This window comes from Hydrogenophaga sp. UC242_50 (genome assembly GCF_042697355.1).
Classification (GTDB): Bacteria; Pseudomonadota; Gammaproteobacteria; order Burkholderiales; family Burkholderiaceae_C; genus Hydrogenophaga.
Map to the genome: position 1 here is coordinate 4,119,984 of NZ_CP170553.1, position 15,735 is coordinate 4,135,718.

Below are 15,735 nucleotides of genomic sequence, written 5' to 3' on the forward strand. Positions count from 1 at the left end.
CCACACCGCCGCCGTGGACGAGTTCACCCAGTTCCTGGACGCGCAGCGCGTGGGCCAGGTTCAACCCCTTCACGAGGTGCTTCGGACCGCATCGTCGTGGAAGCGGTGCGGCGCCGCGCCGTTTGCCGTGCCGCCTCGCCGGCAATGGGAGGCTGCCGCCAGCACGCTTCGGCTGCTCGAACAGTTGAAAGCCCGGGGCATACTGGCGAAGGAGGCGGAGATCGTGTCCGGCTACCGCCCCGAGTCGCTGGCAACTTGCGCTCAGAGCCGGGAATCGAGCGCCCACACCAAGTCGTACGCGGTGGACTTCCTGGGCTCGGCCCAGACGGCCAATGCGCTGTGCACGTTCTGGAAGAAAGAAGGGCGCGCTCTGCACATGGGCCTGAGCAAGTACGACTCGGGCCGGATCCATATCGACACTAAGCAGTACCGGACGTGGGGGTCCAACTGCACCTGCGAAACCTCGTACTGCCAGCCGTGCGCCAGAAGCTCGTCCAAGCGATGTTGACGGGCCGTCCTCAAGGTTCGCACGCTACCGTGAGATACGTCGCCCGGGGCCGGCGGTTTGGATACGACAATCGGCCTCATGTCCGCGCCACCCCCCTCTTCCCGCCCGATGCCGGCGGGACCGTCGCTGCGCGACGGAAACCACCGCCCGTGGCCCGTGGGCGGGCATGGACCCCGAACGCCGGCGCATGACGCTGGCGCTGACGTTCTCCCTGATCTTTCACGCCCTGCTGCTGAGCCTGACCTTTGGCGGCCAGGGCATGGGCTTGCCGGGTTTCGGCTTCCCCTGGCAGGAGCGGCGGGCCGAGGTGCCGGTGCTGCATGTGGTGCTGGGGCCGGCGCAGCCGGGCGGCGCGCCCACGCCGGCCACCCCCGCGCCCGTGGCGCCCCCGCAGGCGCAAGCCCCGAGCGGGCAGCCCGTGGCGGGCGGTGCCCCGGCGCGCAGCAGCACGCCCGCGCCCGCCGTGGCGCAACCGGCCGCCCCGGCGGCCGAGGCCGAGGCACCGCCACCGGCCGTGCCCGCCCCTGAAACCCTGGCCGCCGCCGCCTCCACGCCACCCGCGCCCTCCCCCGCTGCGGCGGCACCGGTAGCAGCCAAGCCCCCGCCAGCCCCACCGCCGGAGGCACCGGGCAGCGCCACCCCCGGCCCCGGTGCCGGCGCCCGCCGTGGTGGCAGCGGCCGCGCCCACGCCCCCGAGCATGGAGGCCGCGATGCCGCCGCCGCGCGACGCGGCGGAGATCGACCGCGAGCAACGGGCGCAGCGCGAACAGGCTGCCGCCGAGCGGGCCTTGCGCGAGCGCGCCGAGCAGGAAGCCCAGCAACTGCAGCAGCAGCAACGGCAGGAAGCTGGGCGCCAGGAAGCGAAGCGCTTCGAGATGGCGCGCCTGGAGGCCGAGCGCGCGGAAGCCGTTGCGCGCCAGGAGGAAGCGGCCCGGCAGGAAGCCGAGCGCGAAGCGGCGCGAGTGGAAATTGCGCGGCTGGAGGTGGAACGCCAGGAGGCCGAGCGCCAGGCCACGGCCCACGAAGAGGCCGCGCGCCGCGAAGCCGCAGCACAACAGGCCGAAGCCGCCAGGCGCGAGGCCGCCGAGCGGCAGGCGGCGGCTGCGCGGGCGGCGGCAGCGGCCCAGCAAGAGGCCGCACGGCAGGAAGCCGCTCGCCAGGAGAGCGCCCGGGCCGAGGCGGCGCGGCAGGCGGCCGAGCGACAAACCGCAGCGCAGCGGGAAGCCGCGCAGCAGCAACAACAACAGGCTGCGGCTCAGCAAGAGGCCCAGCGGCGCGAGGAGATCGCCCGCCAGGAAGCGGCGGCGCGGGCCGAGGCCGCGCGCCTGGAGGCCGAGCGGCAGGCCGCAGCCCAACGCGCAGCGGCGCAGCAGGCGGCTGCTGCAGCCCAAGCCCAGCGCGAGGCAGCAGCCCAGGCCCAGCAGGAGGCGGCTCGCCAGGAAGCCGCTCGGGTGGAAGCGGCCCGTGTGGAGGCAGCGCGACTGGAGGCCGAGCGCCAGTTGGCGGCGCAGCAGGCGGCAGCAGCGGCGGCCCAGCAAGAGGCCGCGCGGCAGGAGGCCGCCCGCCTCGAAGCTGTCCGGCTGGAGGCGGAGCGGCAGGCCGCGGCGCAGCGCGCTGCCGCGCAGCAATTGGCCGCGCAAGAAGCCGCACGCCAGGAAGCCGCCCGGGCCGAGGCCGCGCGGCTCGATGCCGAACGGCAAGCGGCGGCGGCGCAGGCGGCGGCCCAGCAAGCAGCCGCGCAACAAGCAGCGGCACAGCAGGCCGCAGCTCAACAAGCGGCAGCGCAGCAGGCAGCAGCAGCAGCAGCTGCGGCGCAAGCTGCTGCCGCGCAACAGGCGGCGGCCCAGGAAGCCGCTCGGCAGGAAGGCGCAGCTAGGGCGGCCGAGGCAGCGCGGCAGGAAGGCGAACGCCAGGCGACTGCGGCACAGGCCGCCGCGCAACAACAAGCCGCCGCCGCTCAACAGGCAGCGGCGCAGCAGGCGGCCGCTCAGGACGGCGCCCGCACCGAGGCCGCGCGCCTGGCGGCCGAGCGCGCGGAGCACGAGGCCAAGCGCGAAGAGCGGTTGCGCGCGATCGGCCGGCAGCTGGACGAGGAACGCGCCCGGCGCGACGCGGCCGATGCGGCGGCGCTGCGCGACCCGCAGGGGAGCCCGCTGCGCCGGGGCCGCCTGTTCGGGCTGGTGGACAACAACGAGGAGCTGGTGCGCTACGCCGAGGCCTGGGCGCGCAAGATCCAGCTGAACAGCAACACCTTCGAGCTGGTGCGCGAAGCGGTGAAGCAGCCGCACACCAACCCGGTGGTGACGGTGGCGATCCGCGCCGATGGCTCGGTGGAGTCGATCACCTTCGTGCGCACCAGCGGCGTGGCAGCGATCGACGAGGCGATCCCGCGCATCATCCAGAGCCTGGCGAACTACCCGGCGTTTTCACCCGCGCTGTCGCGCCAGTACGACGTGGTGGAGATCCGCCGCACCTGGCATTTCGACGTGGCGATCAGGCTGTACTGAAGCCCCGGCTCACTCGGCCGCGATCTGCCGCAGCGCCTGTTCGAACACCGCCGCCGGCTGGCCGCCGGAGATGAGGTGCTTGTCGTTGATGATGACGGCGGGCACGGAGTGGATGCCGTGGCTGGTGTAGAAGGCTTCGCGCTCGCGCACGTCTTGCGCGTATTCGTCGCTGGCGAGGATGGCTTTGGCCCGCGCTTCGTCCAGCCCGGCTTCGCGCACGCAACCGAGCAGCACGTCGTGGTGGCCCATGGCTTCGCTGCGGGTGTGGCAGGCGGCCATGAGCGCTTTCTTGAGCGCGTGTTGCTGGCCGGGCGCGCCTTCTTCGCCGGCCCAGTGCAGCAGGCGGTGGGCGTCGAAGGTGTTCCAGATGCGGCCCCGGCCTTCGGGGTTGAAGGCGAAGCCCACTTCGGCGCCACGCGCGCGGATGGTGTTGCGGATCTGCGCCTGCTGCTCGGGCGTGGAGCCGTATTTCTCGGCGAGGTGTTCGCCGATGTCCTGGCCTTCGGGGCCCATCTTGGGGTTGAGCTCGAAGGGCTGGAAGTGCAGTTCGGCCGACACGTCGCCCTGCAGTTTCTGCAGCGCTTCTTCGAGCGCGCCCAGGCCCACGGCGCACCAGGGGCACGAGACGTCGGACACGAAATCGATCTTGAGGGGGGTGGTGTTCATGGCCGCCATGGTAGGCCGGGGGCCATGCCCGTGGCCGGCCCAGGGGCTTGCGCCACAATGTTGCTTTCTCAACCCCGGCCTGCCCCACTCCCCGCTTTATGACCGACCGCTACGCCGTTCTCGGCCACCCCATTGGCCACAGCAAATCGCCGCTGATCCACACCCAGTTCGCCCAGAGCACGGGGCAGGACCTGGGCTACACCGCCATCGAGACGCCGCTGGACGGTTTCGCGGACACGGTGCTGGGCTTTCGGGCGAGCGGCGGGCGTGGGCTGAACGTGAGCCTGCCGTTCAAGCTGCAGGCGTTCGAGATCGCCACGGAGCCGAGCGAGCGCGCGCGGCTGGCGGGCGCGGCGAACTGCCTGAAGTTCGAGGGCGAGCGCATCCTGGCCGACAACTTCGACGGTGTGGGCCTGGTGAACGACCTGCAGCGCAACCTGGGCGTGCCACTCCAGGGCAAGCGCGTGCTGCTGCTGGGCGCGGGCGGCGCCACGCGGGGCGCGCTGCTGCCGATCGCGGCGGAGCTGCCGGCGCTGCTGTCGGTGGCGAACCGCACGCCCGAGAAGGCGCACGCGCTGCGGCACGATTTCGCGGCCCATGTGCCGCTGCAGACCGGCGGCTACGACACGCTGCTGGGCCAGAGTTTCGACGTGGTGATCAACGCCACGTCCACCGGGCTTTCGCAGGAGGCGCTGCCGCTGCCGGACGGCCTGTTCGCCCCGGGCGCGCTGGCCTACGACATGGTCTACGGCAAGGGCCTCACGCCTTTCCTGCGGCAGGCCAAGGCCGCGGGCGTGGAGCGCCTGGCCGATGGCGTGGGCATGCTGGTGGAGCAGGCGGCCGAAGCGTTTCTGTGGTGGCGCGGCGTGCGCCCCGACACCCAGCCCGTGGTGCGGCAGCTCACCGTGCCGCTGGTTTGAAATCCCGCCACTTCCTGCAACTGGTCGGCCTGTCGGCGCTCTGGGGAGCGTCGTTCCTGTTCATCCGCGTGGCGGTGCCCGAGATGGGGCCGCTGGTGCTGGCGGGTTGCCGCGTGGCGCTGGCCGGGCTCACGCTGGCGCTGATCATGCGGGGCCTGAAGCAGCAGTCGGCGATGGCGCTACTGGCGCGAGCTGCTGTTGATGGGCGGGCTGTCGGTGGCCGTGCCTTTCCTGCTGTACGCCTGGGCCGGGCTGCGGTTGCCGGCGGGCTACAGCGCGCTGCTCAACACCACGGCGGTGCTGTTCGGCACCCTTGCCTCGAGCTGGTTCAAGGAAGACACGCTCACGGCGCGCAAGCTGCTGGGTTGCGTGTGCGGCTTCATCGGCGTGGGCCTGATCGTGCGGCTCGGCCCGGTGCGGCCTGACGCGGCCACGATCGCGGCGGCGCTGGCCTGCGTGCTGGCGGCCGCGTGTTACGGCTGCTCCACGCCGCTCATGAAGCGCGCCACCACGCGCATGCAGCCGCTGGCGATCGCGGCGGGCATCCACGCAGGCGCGATGGTGCTGGTGTTGCCGGGCGCGCTCTGGGCCTGGCCGCAAGCCACGTTCACGCCCACGGGCATGGCGGCGGTGCTGGTGATGGGCGTGGTCACCTCGGGCCTGGCCTACTGGGCGCACCTGCGCATCATCCGCCACGTGACGCCGGTGGCGGCGATGAGCCCGGTGTTCCTGATTCCGGTGTTCGGCGTGACCTGGGGCCACCTGTTCCTGGGCGAGGAGCTTTCGTCGGGCATCTTCGTGGGCGGCGCGCTGGTGCTGCTGGCTTCGGCGCTGGTGACGGGTTTCAACCCGCTGCGGCGCAACCCGCCGGTGCCCTGAAACGCCCGCAGCAGGGGCCCTCCGGCCTATACTGCGCAAATGAACGAAACGGTACATTCCAAGCGGCGGGCCGCGCGAAGCGTGGCGCCTGCCAAGGAAACCACCCGCACCAACGACCCGGAGCGGACCATGGCCAACATCCTCGAGGTCGGCGATGGCGGAGTTTGCCGAAAAGGGCCTGGCGGGGGCGCGCATCGACGAGATCGCGGCCGCCACGCAGACCAGCAAGCGCATGATCTATTACTACTTCCAGAGCAAGGAGGGCCTGTACCTGGCCGTGCTGGAAGAGTCGTACCGGCGCATGCGGGAGATCGAGAGCCAGCAGCACCTGGAAGACCTCGAGCCCGAGGCCGCGCTGCGCAAGCTGGTGGAGTTCACCTTCGACCACCACTTCAGCCACGAGAACTACATCCGGCTGGTGATCTCGGAAAACATGAACCGGGGCCAGTTCCTGGCGCAGAGCCAGAGCATCCAGCAGCTCAATGTGCCGGCGATCTCGGCGATCCGCCGGCTCTACGAACGCGGCGTGGCCTCGGGCGTGTTCCGCCCCGGGCTCGATGCGATCGACATCCACGCCTCGATCTCGGCGCTCACCTTCTTCAATGTGTCCAACCGCCACACCTTCGGCCTGATCTTCAAGCGCGACCTGAGCGACCCGAAGATCGCCGCCGCGCGCCGCGACGCCATCGCCGAGATGGTGTTGCGCTACGTGCGCGCCTGACGCACCACCCCTCCCGGGGCCCTGTTTTTCACGACCCGACGGCCGGTGCGCCGACCTAGGGTAATCCCCGATTCGTGGAAAACTAACCAGTTCGTACATTACCAACTCGAACGGAACAAACCCAGGAGACCTGCGTGATCCAGAACCTCATCAACACCTACTGCCGGCTGCTGGCCTGGCTGATGGTGCTGTTCCTCGCCCTCATGGTGGTCATGGTGTTCGGCAACGTGCTGATGCGCTATGGCTTCAACTCGGGCATCACCCTGTCCGAAGAGCTGTCGCGCTGGCTGTTCGTGTGGATGACCTTCCTGGGCGCCGTGGTGGCGCTCAACGAGCGCGCCCACCTCGGCACCGACTCGCTGATCTCGCGCCTGCCGGTGCTGGGCCGCAAGCTGTGCCTGACCGCGAGCCTGGCGCTGATGCTGTACGTGTGCTGGCTGATCTACCAGGGCGCGTGGGAACAGGTGAAGATCAACTGGGACTCCACCAGCGCGGTGATGGAGACCTCGATGGCGTATTTCTATGCCAGTGGCATGGTGTTCGCCTTGCTGGCCGCGCCCATCCTGCTGCTGAACCTGTGGCGCCTGCTGGCGGGCCGGATGAGCGAGGACGAGCTGATCGGCATCCGCGAATCCGAAGACGTGCCGCCCCCCGGCAACCCCCAAGCCTGAACGCACCGGAAGACCGCCATGACCATCGCCATCTTCCTCGGTGCTCTGCTGGCCGCCATGGCCATCGGCATTCCCATTTCCTTCGCGCTGCTGCTCAGCGGCGTGGCCCTGATGTGGCACCTGGGCATGTTCGATGCGCAGATCCTCGCGCAGAACCTGATCGAGGGTTCCAACAGCTTCCCCCTGCTGGCCGTGCCTTTCTTCATGCTGGCCGGCGAGATCATGAACACCGGCGGCCTGTCCAAGCGCATCGTGAACTTCGCGATGGCGCTGGTGGGCCATGTGCGCGGCGGCCTGGGTTACGTGACCATCGTCGCGGCCTGCCTGCTGTCGGCGCTCTCGGGCTCGGCCGTGGCCGACGCGGCCGCGTTGACGGCCCTGCTGCTGCCGATGATGGTGAAGGCCGGCCACGACAAGGCGCGCAGCGGCGGCCTGATCGCGGCCTGTGGCGTGATCGGCCCCATCATCCCGCCCTCGATCGGTTTCGTGATCTTCGGCGTGGCGGCCAACGTGTCGATCTCCAAGCTGTTCCTGGCCGGCATCTTCCCCGGCATCCTGCTGGCCGCCGGCCTGTGGGCCACCTGGTGGTGGAGCACGCGGCGCGAAAAGCTGGAGCCGCCGCCGCGCAAGTCGGCCGGCGAGGTGCTCAGCGCCATGCGCAGCGCGGGCTGGGCGCTGATGCTGCCGCTGATCATTCTGGTGGGCCTGCGCATGGGCGTGTTCACGCCGACCGAAGCGGCCGTGGTGGCCGCCGTGTACGCCCTCTTCGTGGCCGGCGTGATCTACCGCGAACTCACGCTCAAGCAGCTCTACGAGGTGTTTCTGAACGCGGCCAAGACCACGGCGGTGATCATGTTCCTGGTGGCCGCGGCCATGGTCTCGGCCTGGCTGATCACGGTGGCGCAGCTGCCGGACCAGATCGTCACGCTGCTGCAGCCGCTGCTGGACAACCCCACGCTGCTGATGCTGGCCATCATGCTGCTGGTGATCGCGGTGGGCACGGCGATGGACATGACGCCCACCATCCTGATCCTCACGCCGGTGCTGATGCCCATCGTGAAGGCCGCCGGCATCGACCCGGTGTATTTCGGCGTGCTGTTCATCATCAACAACTCCATCGGCCTGGTGACGCCCCCGGTGGGCACCGTGCTCAACACCGTGGCCGGCGTGGGCCGCATGCGCATGGACGACGTGACGCGCGGCGTGATGCCCTTCATGCTGATGCAGTTCGCGGTGATGTTCCTGCTGGTGCTGTTCCCCTCGCTGGTCATGGTGCCGGCGCGCTGGCTGATCGGCAACTGAGCTTCCCTTTCCACACCCGGCCTGTGCGCGGTGCGCCGCGGGCCGAGGTTCCCCGGATGCCAGCGCACTGCCCTTATTTCTTTGGAGACAACATGAAACGCCTGATGCTCAAGACCCTGGTCGCCGCCCTCGCGATGACCGCCTTCGGCGCCGTGCACGCGCAGGACAAGACCATCAAGTTCGCGACCCAGAACCCCAAGGGCCACCCGATCGTGATGGGCATGGAGAAATTCGCCGAGCTGGTGGCGGCCAAGTCCGGCGGCAAGATGAAGGTCAACCTGTTCCCCGGCGGCACGCTGGGCAGTGACCAGGCCAATGTGTCGGCCATCCAGGGCGGCACGCTGGAGATGGCCTCGATGAACTCGGGCATCTTCGCCAGCCAGGTCAAGGAATTCGCGATCTACGACTTCCCCTTCATGTTCGCCAACTCGAAGGAGGCCGACGCCGTGGTCGACGGCCCCTTCGGCAAGAAGCTGCACGACAAGCTGCAGGAAAAAGGCCTGATCGGCCTGGCGTACTACGAGCTGGGTTTTCGCAACATCACCAACAGCAAGCGCCCCATCACCAAGCTGGAAGATCTGGAGGGTCTGAAGCTGCGCGTGATCCCCAACCCGATCAACGTGGACTGGGTCAAGGCCCTGGGCGCCAACCCCACGCCCCTGCCCTTCCCCGAGGTGTACGCGGCGCTGGAGCAGAAGGCGATCGACGGCCAGGAGAACCCGCTCACGGTGATCAACGCCAACAAGTTCTACGAGGTGCAGAAGCACGTGGTGCTGAGCAACCACCAGTACAACCCGCAGTCGGTGATCATCAGCAAGAAGTTCTGGGACAACCTGGACGCGGCGCAGAAGAAGATCGTCGCCGACGCGGCGCAGGAATCGGCGAAGTACCAGCGCGAGCAGGCGCGCGGCCAGGTGGCGGTGGCGCTGGACAACATGAAGAAAAGCGGCATGCAGGTGACCGAGCTGTCGGCCGCCGAGACCGACAAGCTGCGCGACAAGCTGCGCCCGGTGATCGCCAAGTTCGCGGTGACCGTGGGCCAGGACACCGTTCAGAGCCTGCAGGCCGAGCTGGCCAAGGTGCGCGGCAAATAAACGCAACGCACGCCGCTCCGTCATGAGCAAGACCCGCATCGCCGTGGCCGGCGCCGGCTACATCGGCCAGGCCCACATGGGCGTGGCGCGGGCCAGCGCGGGCTGCACCCTGAGCGCGGTGGTCGATCCTTCGCCGGCCGCGCAGGCCGTGGCGCGGCAAGCGGGCGTGCCGCTCTACCCGTCCATCGAGGCCTTGCTGGCCAGCGAGCACCGGCCCGACGGCCTGGTGCTGCGCGACGCCCAACGCGCTGCACGTGCCCCAGGCCTTGCAATGCTTGGCCGAAGGTATGCCGGTGCTGGTGGAAAAACCCATCGCCACCACGGTCGCCGAAGGCCGGCGGCTGGTGGACGCGGTGGAGAACAGCGGCGCGGCCGTGTTGATCGGCCACCACCGGGCCCACAGCCCCATCATGGCCAAGGCGCGCCAGGTGGTGGCCTCGGGCCAGCTGGGCCGGCTGGTGAGCGTGATGGGCAGCGCCCTCTTCTACAAACCCGCGGGCTATTTCGCCGACAGCCCCTGGCGCCGCGAGCCCGGCGGCGGGCCGATCCTGCTCAACATGATCCACGAGGTGCACAACCTGCGCATGCTCTGCGGCGACATCGGCGCGGTGCAGGCGTTCAAGTCGCACGCCACGCGCGGCTTCGCGGTGGAGGACACGGTGGCCATCAACCTGCGCTTCACCAACGGCGCGCTCGGCAGCTTCATGCTCTCGGACACCGCCGCCTGCCCGCGCAGCTGGGAGCAGACCTCGCAGGAGAACAAGGCCTACCCGAGCTACGCCGACGAGGACTGCTACGTGATCGCCGGCACCGACGGCAGCCTCTCGGTGCCCACCATGCGGCTCAAGACCTACCCGCGCGCCGAAGACCGCTCGTGGTGGAAGCCTTTCGAGGTGGGTACAGTGGGCCTGGTGCGCGACGATCCGCTGCAACACCAGATGGACCATTTCGGTGCCGTGGTGCGCGGCGAAATTCTTCCGCTGGTGAGCGCGCGCGACGGCCTGGACAATCTGCGCGTCACCGAAGCCATCGGCGAAGCGGCCACCACCGGCCGCGTCGTCGAACTGGCCTGACCCCTTTTCTTTTTTCAACCATCCCATCTTCTGGAGCGACGATGAAAGTTCTCATGCTGCACGGCATCAACCTCAACATGTTCGGCAAGCGCGACCCCAAGCAGTACGGCACCATCACGCTCGACCAGATCAACGAGCAGGTGAGCGAGCTGGGCAAAGAACTGGGCGTGGAGGTGGAAGCCTTCCAGACCAACTTCGAGGGCGCGATGTGCGAGCGCATCCACCAGGCCTACTTCGACCAGGTGGACGCGGTGATGATCAACGCCGGTGCGTGGACGCACTACAGCTACGGCATCCGCGACGCGCTGGCAATCCTGCCCTGCCCGATCATCGAAGTGCACATGTCCAACATCCACGCGCGCGAGACGTTCCGCCACCACTCGGTGCTGGCCGAGATCGCGCAAGGCCAGATCGCCGGTTTCGGCGTGGAAAGCTACCTGATGGGCCTGCGCTCCGCCGTGAACCACGCGCGCGCCAAGAAGGCCTGACGGACCCCCGCGACGACCATGATCAACGGCACCACCGGGCTGATCGCCCACATCGGCTACCCGACGCACACCTTCAAGTCGCCGATGATCTACAACCCCTACTTCGAGCACGTGGGGGTGAACGCGGTGGTGGTGCCCATGGGCTGCCAGACGCCCGATTACCCGGCCTTCCTGAAGTCGGTCTTCACGCTCACCAACATCCGGGGCGCGCTCATCACCATGCCGCACAAGGTGGTCACGGTGGGCCTGATGGACGAGGTCACGCCCACGGTGAAGGTGGCCGGTGCGTGCAACGCCGTCAAACGCACCGAGGACGGCCGCCTGGTGGGCGACATGTTCGACGGCGCGGGCTTCGTGCGCGGCGTGCAGCGCAAGGGCCTGAACCTGCAGGGCGCGCGCGTGCTGGTGGTGGGCAGCGGCGGCGTGGGCAGCGCCATCGCGGCCTCGCTGGCCGGCGCAGGCATCGGCGCGATCGCGCTGCACGACGTGAACGCCACCTCGGCCAGCGCCCTGGGCCTGCGCCTGAAGGCCAGCTACCCGGGCATCGAGGTGAGCACCGGCAGCAACGACCCGGCGGGCATGGACCTGGTGGTCAACGCCACGCCCATGGGCATGAACGAGGGCGACCCGCTGCCGATGGACGTGTCGCGCCTGGAGGCGCGCACCTTCGTGGGCGAGGTGGTGATGCGCACCGAGATGACGGCCTTCCTCTCGGCCGCGCGGGCGCGCGGCTGCCCGGTGCAGGTGGGCTCGGACATGCTGTTCGAGCAGATCCCGGCCTACCTGGAATTCTTCGGCCTGCCCACCACCACGGCCGAGGTGTTGCGCTCCGTGGCCCGGCTGAGCTACTGAGCCGGCGTGACGAACCCCGACACCCACTCCCCGAAACGCACCGCGCTGGGCATCGCGCTGCTGGTCTGCGCCACGCTGTGCTTCGCGCTGCTGGACACCACCTCCCAGTACGTGGGCCCCGCCGTGCCGGTGGTGATGGCGGTCTGGCTGCGTTACCTCACCCAGACCCTGATGACCACCGCCCTGCTCTGGCCGCAGCGCGGGCGCACGCTGCTGCACACCCGCGCGCCGGGCTGGCAGTTCGGCCGCGGCGTGCTGATGCTGGGCTCCAGCGTGGTGGCCTACCTGGCCCTGCGCCACGTGCCGGTGGGCGAGTTCACCGCCATCATGATGCTGGTGCCGCTGGCGGTCACGCTGCTGGCCGCGCTGATGCTGCGCGAACCGGTGTCCGCGCTCACCTGGGCGCTGGTGATCGGGGGCCTGGCCGGCGCGATGATCGTGATCCGCCCCAAGGGCAGCGATTTTCACGGCGCCATGCTGCTGCCCCTGCTGCTGGTGCTCGTGAACGCGGCCTACCAGATCCTCACCAGCCGCATGGTGCGCACCGAAGACCCGGGCACCATGCACTTCTACACCGGCCTGCTCGGCCTGGCCTGCTGCTCGCTGCTGCTGCCCTGGGGCTGGGCGCCGATGGCCGACTGGACGCTGTGGGCGCTTGCCGGCCTGCTCGGAGTGTTCGGCTCGGTGGGCCACTACCTGCTCATCCAGGCCTACCACCACGCACCGGCCTCGCGCCTCACGCCCTACCTGTACGCGCAGATCGCCTTCGCCACGCTGGCGGGCTGGGTGGTGTTCGGCTACGCGCCCGATGTCTGGACCGTGGTCGGCATCGCGCTCATCGCGCTGTGCGGCTGGCTCGGCGTGCGCCTGCGGCGAGGCTGATCACGCCTGCAGGGTCTTCAGGCGCATCTGGTTGGGCAACGGCATCGAGCGGCGCATCACGTCCTCGGCCAGCCACAGCGCCGAGCGGCGCGCGCGCTCGGCCACCACCGGCAGCGGCATCTGCTGGTAGTCGTCGTTGAACACCTCGAAGCTGTAGTCGCCTTCGTAGCCCAGCTTGTCGAGCTTGAGCACGAGTTCGGCCAGCTGCTCGCTGTGCACGCCTTCGCCGGGGAACACACGGAAGGTGCGCGCGGTGGCGATGCGCTCCTCGAAGGTCTTGGTCTCCTGCCACATGAAGTCGGCCAGCTGCACCAGGAAGATCTTGGCCGGGTCGAGGTAGTCGATCTCTTCCAGCGAGGTCTTGGCCGCGAAGATGTGGAACGAGTCGATGCCCAGGCCGAGGTTGGGGCAGTCGGCGCGGCAGACCACGTCCCACGCGGTGGTGAACTCGTTGACCGTGCGGCCCCAGGACAGGCCTTCGTAGGCGATGCGGATGCCGAAGGGAATGGCCAGCATGGCGAGCTTGCGCAGGTCGCGCGCGATGTGGTCGAGGTCCTGCGAGGCGTGCGCCGAGGTGGACGAGCAGGCCAGCAGCACCTTGCAGCCCAGCGCGGCGCACATCTCGAGCATGCTCTTGGCGATGTCCACCTTGTAGTGGTGCAGGTGGCCCGAGAGGCCTTCGAAGTCGCGCAGCACCTGGAAGCCGGTGCCGCGCAGGCCGCTGTCCTTCACGGCCTGCACGGCCGCGCCCAGGCCGCCGGGGTGGCCGACCAGGTCGTTGGCTTTGAGCATCACCTGCGAGAAGCCAGCGGCCTTCATGGCCGCCAGCTTGGCTTCGAGCGGACCGGCCAGCGTGATGGTGTCCATGCCGAAGCCGCTGATGGCCTCGATGGAAGCGCGGTTCGGGCTCATGGCCTCACTCCTTCTCACTGTGCACCAGCTCGAACACGACCGAGCCCAGGTAGGTCTTGCTGATGGCGCCGCGCTGCTCGGTGTGCGCGGCCTGGGTCTCGACGAACTCCACGCCGAGCGCGCGCAGCGCCTTCACGGCTTCGAGCACGTCGGGCACGCCCAGGCCGATGCGCTGCAGGCGCTCGTCGGCGTCCACCACGTGCAGCTCGGGCTCGATGAGCTGCAGCATGAAGCGCTGCGACGGGTCGAGCGCCGGGGTGCGCAGCAGCGTGCCCTTGGGCATGATGCCGAAGCGCTGTTCGTCGGGGATCAGCTCGGTGCCGAAGAGCTCTTCGTAGAACGCGATCCAGTCGTTGCTGCGCTCGGGGCCGATGTACTGCACGACGCCGAAGAAATGGATGCCGGCGGTGGCCGGCGGGTGCTGGTCCACCGAGGGAATGGGCACGAAGTCCACGTCGTAGATCGAGAAGTCCTTGTAGCGGTCCACGAAGTAGATGCGGCTGCCGCCCGCGCCGTGGATGGCCGGGATGTTGAGCTCCATCACCTCGGCGTGCGTGGGCACCGACCAGGCGCCGCGCTCGAGCACGTAGTGGTAGGCCGCGCGCGCGTCGCGCACGCGCAGCGCCATGGCCGAGATCGAAGGCACGTCGCTGCCGTGGCCGGCGCCCTTGGCGTCCACCGGGTTGGCGTTGACCACCACATTGAGCCCGCCCTGGCGGTACAGCAGCACCTCGCGCGAACGGTGGCGCGCCACCGGGCGGAAACCCATCATCTCCAGCACCTGGCCCAGCGCCTGCGGCTTGCTGGTGGCGTACTCGATGAACTCGATGCCGTCCAGGCCCAGCGGGTTGGCCGCGTCGCTGAAAGAGGCTTGCAGGGGCTCGCGGCCTTCCTGTGGGTTGAGCAGGAAATCACTCATGTCGACAACTCCGGGGATCAAGAAAACGGAACAGGCCAGCGGCCAGGGCCACCCCGCACTTTAGGTGTCAACCTCCGGCATGACCAGGGTTTGCGCGCACTGTATGTTCGATATTCGCACGCTTTCGTTCGATAAACGATCCATGCGAGGGTTTCTGGTTCACCCCGGCGACACCGCCGCGTTCAGCGCCCGGGCCCGCAGCGCGCAGCCCGTGGCGCACCAGCGCCAGCAGGGCCGACAGCCAGAACACGCTGGCCAGCCCGAAGGCCGAGCTGAGCAGGCCGCCGCTGATGCCCCCCACCACGCCGGGCAGGCCATAGCCCACCACGGTGTAGAGCGCCTGGCCGCGCCCGCGCAGGCGGCCGGGGAAATGGTGGGACAGCATGGCGATGCACACCGTGTGGTGCGCGGCGAAGGTGATGGCGTGCAGGGCCTGCGCCAGCAGCAGCACCGGCCACACCAGCGCGAAGCCGGCGGTCAGGCCCATGCGCAGCGACATGAGCGCGGCCGCCAGCACCAGCCAGCCCGAGAGCGACAACAGCGGCAGCCAGCGGCCCTGGGTGAAGAACCAACCGATCTCGATCACCACCGACAGCGCCCACATCAGGCCGATCACGGTCTTGCTGTAGCCCAGCGAATCCAGGTAGAGCGAGAAGAAGACGTAGATGAAGATGTGCGCGAGCACGTGGAAGAACACCGCCGCGAAGAACCAGCGCACCGGCGGCTGGCGCAGCACCGGCCACACGCCGGGCTGGGGCGCCTGCGTGGCGTGGGCGGGTTCGCGGAAGTCGGGCAGCAGCCAGGCGCTGGCGGCCACGGCGGCGAGCGTGCCCAGCGTCCAGGCCGGAAAGTGCACCAGGCCGAAGCGCTCGAACCAAAGGCCCGCGGCCACCACCGTGACCAGGAAGCCCAGCGAGCCCCACAGGCGCACGCGGCCGTAGCGCTTCGCGTCGAAGGCGCCGCTCTGGCTCACCAGGTGGGCGAGCGCGGCCTCGCTCATGGGCATCATGCCGCTGGTGTGGCTGAACATGAGCAGCAGCACCACGAACAGCACCACGCCGCCGCCGTCGAACCACAGGCCCAGCGAGAGCAGCAGCGCGGTGGTGGCGCCAAAGCGCAGCAGGCGCACGCGCTCACCGGTGCGGTCGCTCAGCGAACCCCAGAGGTAGGGCGCGAACAGGCGCGTGGCCGACTGCACCGAGGTGAGCACGCTGATGGCGATCAGGCCGAAGCCCAGCTCTTTCAGCCAGAGCGGCAGATACGGATTGAAAAACCCGATGTGCGCGAAGTAGCTCGCGGACAAAGCCGCGAAAGGGAAGAGTTGACGGCGCTCGACCACGG

The 15,735-nt window shown here is 69.3% G+C and carries 14 protein-coding genes and 2 pseudogenes; 12 read left to right on the forward strand and 4 right to left on the reverse strand.

Annotation, left to right across the window (positions count from 1 at the left end):
- The first annotated feature begins 13 nt into the window (after nucleotides 1–13).
- Nucleotides 14–508 (forward strand): hypothetical protein, encoded by a 495-nt coding sequence (locus ACFJGX_RS20985; RefSeq protein WP_382323989.1) that lies wholly within the window; start codon nucleotides 14–16, stop codon nucleotides 506–508.
- A 650-nt stretch (nucleotides 509–1,158) separates the two neighbouring features.
- Nucleotides 1,159–3,015 (forward strand): TonB C-terminal domain-containing protein, encoded by a 1,857-nt coding sequence (locus ACFJGX_RS20990; RefSeq protein ID WP_382326982.1) that lies wholly within the window; start codon nucleotides 1,159–1,161, stop codon nucleotides 3,013–3,015.
- Between the two features lie 9 nt (nucleotides 3,016–3,024).
- Here the strand turns inward: ACFJGX_RS20990 and ACFJGX_RS20995 are convergent, their stop codons facing one another.
- Nucleotides 3,025–3,690, reverse strand: a complete 666-nt coding sequence (locus ACFJGX_RS20995) for a DsbA family oxidoreductase (RefSeq protein WP_382323985.1) — start codon at nucleotides 3,688–3,690, stop codon at nucleotides 3,025–3,027.
- 89 nt (nucleotides 3,691–3,779) lie between these two features.
- On the opposite strand from ACFJGX_RS20995, the gene aroE reads away from it, so the two are divergent.
- The 10 genes and pseudogenes from aroE (at nucleotide 3,780) to ACFJGX_RS21045 (ending at nucleotide 12,563) form a co-directional block, all read left to right on the forward strand.
- The gene (gene aroE, locus ACFJGX_RS21000; RefSeq protein ID WP_382323983.1) at nucleotides 3,780–4,601 is read left to right on the forward strand and encodes a shikimate dehydrogenase; all 822 of its coding nucleotides are present in this window, start codon (nucleotides 3,780–3,782) and stop codon (nucleotides 4,599–4,601) included.
- Nucleotides 4,602–4,802: 201 nt separating this feature from the next.
- Nucleotides 4,803–5,480 (forward strand): DMT family transporter, encoded by a 678-nt coding sequence (locus ACFJGX_RS21005; protein ID WP_382326984.1) that lies wholly within the window; start codon nucleotides 4,803–4,805, stop codon nucleotides 5,478–5,480.
- A gap of 39 nt (nucleotides 5,481–5,519) precedes the next feature.
- Nucleotides 5,520–6,201: pseudogene (locus ACFJGX_RS21010) on the forward strand (TetR family transcriptional regulator).
- A 134-nt stretch (nucleotides 6,202–6,335) separates the two neighbouring features.
- Nucleotides 6,336–6,872, forward strand: coding sequence for a TRAP transporter small permease (locus ACFJGX_RS21015; RefSeq protein WP_382323977.1), 537 nt, complete (start codon nucleotides 6,336–6,338; stop codon nucleotides 6,870–6,872).
- A gap of 18 nt (nucleotides 6,873–6,890) precedes the next feature.
- Entirely contained in the window at nucleotides 6,891–8,174 is a 1,284-nt protein-coding gene (locus ACFJGX_RS21020; RefSeq protein ID WP_382323975.1) for a TRAP transporter large permease, read from the forward strand.
- Nucleotides 8,175–8,266: 92 nt separating this feature from the next.
- Complete coding sequence (locus ACFJGX_RS21025) at nucleotides 8,267–9,268, forward strand: TRAP transporter substrate-binding protein (RefSeq protein ID WP_382159012.1); 1,002 nt, start codon at nucleotides 8,267–8,269, stop codon at nucleotides 9,266–9,268.
- 22 nt (nucleotides 9,269–9,290) lie between these two features.
- Nucleotides 9,291–10,341: pseudogene (locus ACFJGX_RS21030) on the forward strand (Gfo/Idh/MocA family protein).
- Nucleotides 10,342–10,382: 41 nt separating this feature from the next.
- Nucleotides 10,383–10,829 (forward strand): type II 3-dehydroquinate dehydratase, encoded by a 447-nt coding sequence (gene aroQ / locus ACFJGX_RS21035; RefSeq protein ID WP_382159016.1) that lies wholly within the window; start codon nucleotides 10,383–10,385, stop codon nucleotides 10,827–10,829.
- Nucleotides 10,830–10,847: 18 nt separating this feature from the next.
- A complete protein-coding gene (locus ACFJGX_RS21040; RefSeq protein ID WP_382159018.1) occupies nucleotides 10,848–11,681 on the forward strand; it encodes a shikimate dehydrogenase family protein in 834 nt (277 codons plus the stop codon).
- 6 nt (nucleotides 11,682–11,687) lie between these two features.
- On the forward strand, nucleotides 11,688–12,563 hold the full coding sequence (locus ACFJGX_RS21045; protein ID WP_382323973.1) for a DMT family transporter: 876 nt from the start codon (nucleotides 11,688–11,690) through the stop codon (nucleotides 12,561–12,563).
- Here ACFJGX_RS21045 and ACFJGX_RS21050 read toward each other — a convergent pair whose 3' ends face one another.
- The 3 genes from ACFJGX_RS21050 to ACFJGX_RS21060 form a co-directional block, all read right to left on the reverse strand.
- Complete coding sequence (locus tag ACFJGX_RS21050; protein ID WP_382326986.1) at nucleotides 12,564–13,475, reverse strand: sugar phosphate isomerase/epimerase family protein; 912 nt, start codon at nucleotides 13,473–13,475, stop codon at nucleotides 12,564–12,566.
- 4 nt (nucleotides 13,476–13,479) lie between these two features.
- Nucleotides 13,480–14,394: a 4-hydroxyphenylpyruvate dioxygenase gene (locus ACFJGX_RS21055; RefSeq protein ID WP_382323969.1), complete on the reverse strand. Its 915-nt coding sequence runs from the start codon at nucleotides 14,392–14,394 to the stop codon at nucleotides 13,480–13,482.
- Between the two features lie 67 nt (nucleotides 14,395–14,461).
- On the reverse strand, nucleotides 14,462–15,733 hold the full coding sequence (locus ACFJGX_RS21060; protein ID WP_382326988.1) for an MFS transporter: 1,272 nt from the start codon (nucleotides 15,731–15,733) through the stop codon (nucleotides 14,462–14,464).
- Nucleotides 15,734–15,735 lie beyond the last annotated feature (2 nt).

Coding starts and splice junctions, on each gene's coding strand:
- ACFJGX_RS21055 (WP_382323969.1), bottom strand. CDS start 14,394: ATGAGTGATTTCCTGCTCAACCCACAGGAAGGCCGCGAGCCCCTGCAA.
- ACFJGX_RS21020 (WP_382323975.1), top strand. CDS start 6,891: ATGACCATCGCCATCTTCCTCGGTGCTCTGCTGGCCGCCATGGCCATC.
- ACFJGX_RS21005 (WP_382326984.1), top strand. CDS start 4,803: ATGGGCGGGCTGTCGGTGGCCGTGCCTTTCCTGCTGTACGCCTGGGCC.
- ACFJGX_RS20995 (WP_382323985.1), bottom strand. CDS start 3,690: ATGGCGGCCATGAACACCACCCCCCTCAAGATCGATTTCGTGTCCGAC.
- aroE (WP_382323983.1), top strand. CDS start 3,780: ATGACCGACCGCTACGCCGTTCTCGGCCACCCCATTGGCCACAGCAAA.
- ACFJGX_RS21050 (WP_382326986.1), bottom strand. CDS start 13,475: ATGAGCCCGAACCGCGCTTCCATCGAGGCCATCAGCGGCTTCGGCATG.
- ACFJGX_RS21025 (WP_382159012.1), top strand. CDS start 8,267: ATGAAACGCCTGATGCTCAAGACCCTGGTCGCCGCCCTCGCGATGACC.
- ACFJGX_RS21040 (WP_382159018.1), top strand. CDS start 10,848: ATGATCAACGGCACCACCGGGCTGATCGCCCACATCGGCTACCCGACG.
- aroQ (WP_382159016.1), top strand. CDS start 10,383: ATGAAAGTTCTCATGCTGCACGGCATCAACCTCAACATGTTCGGCAAG.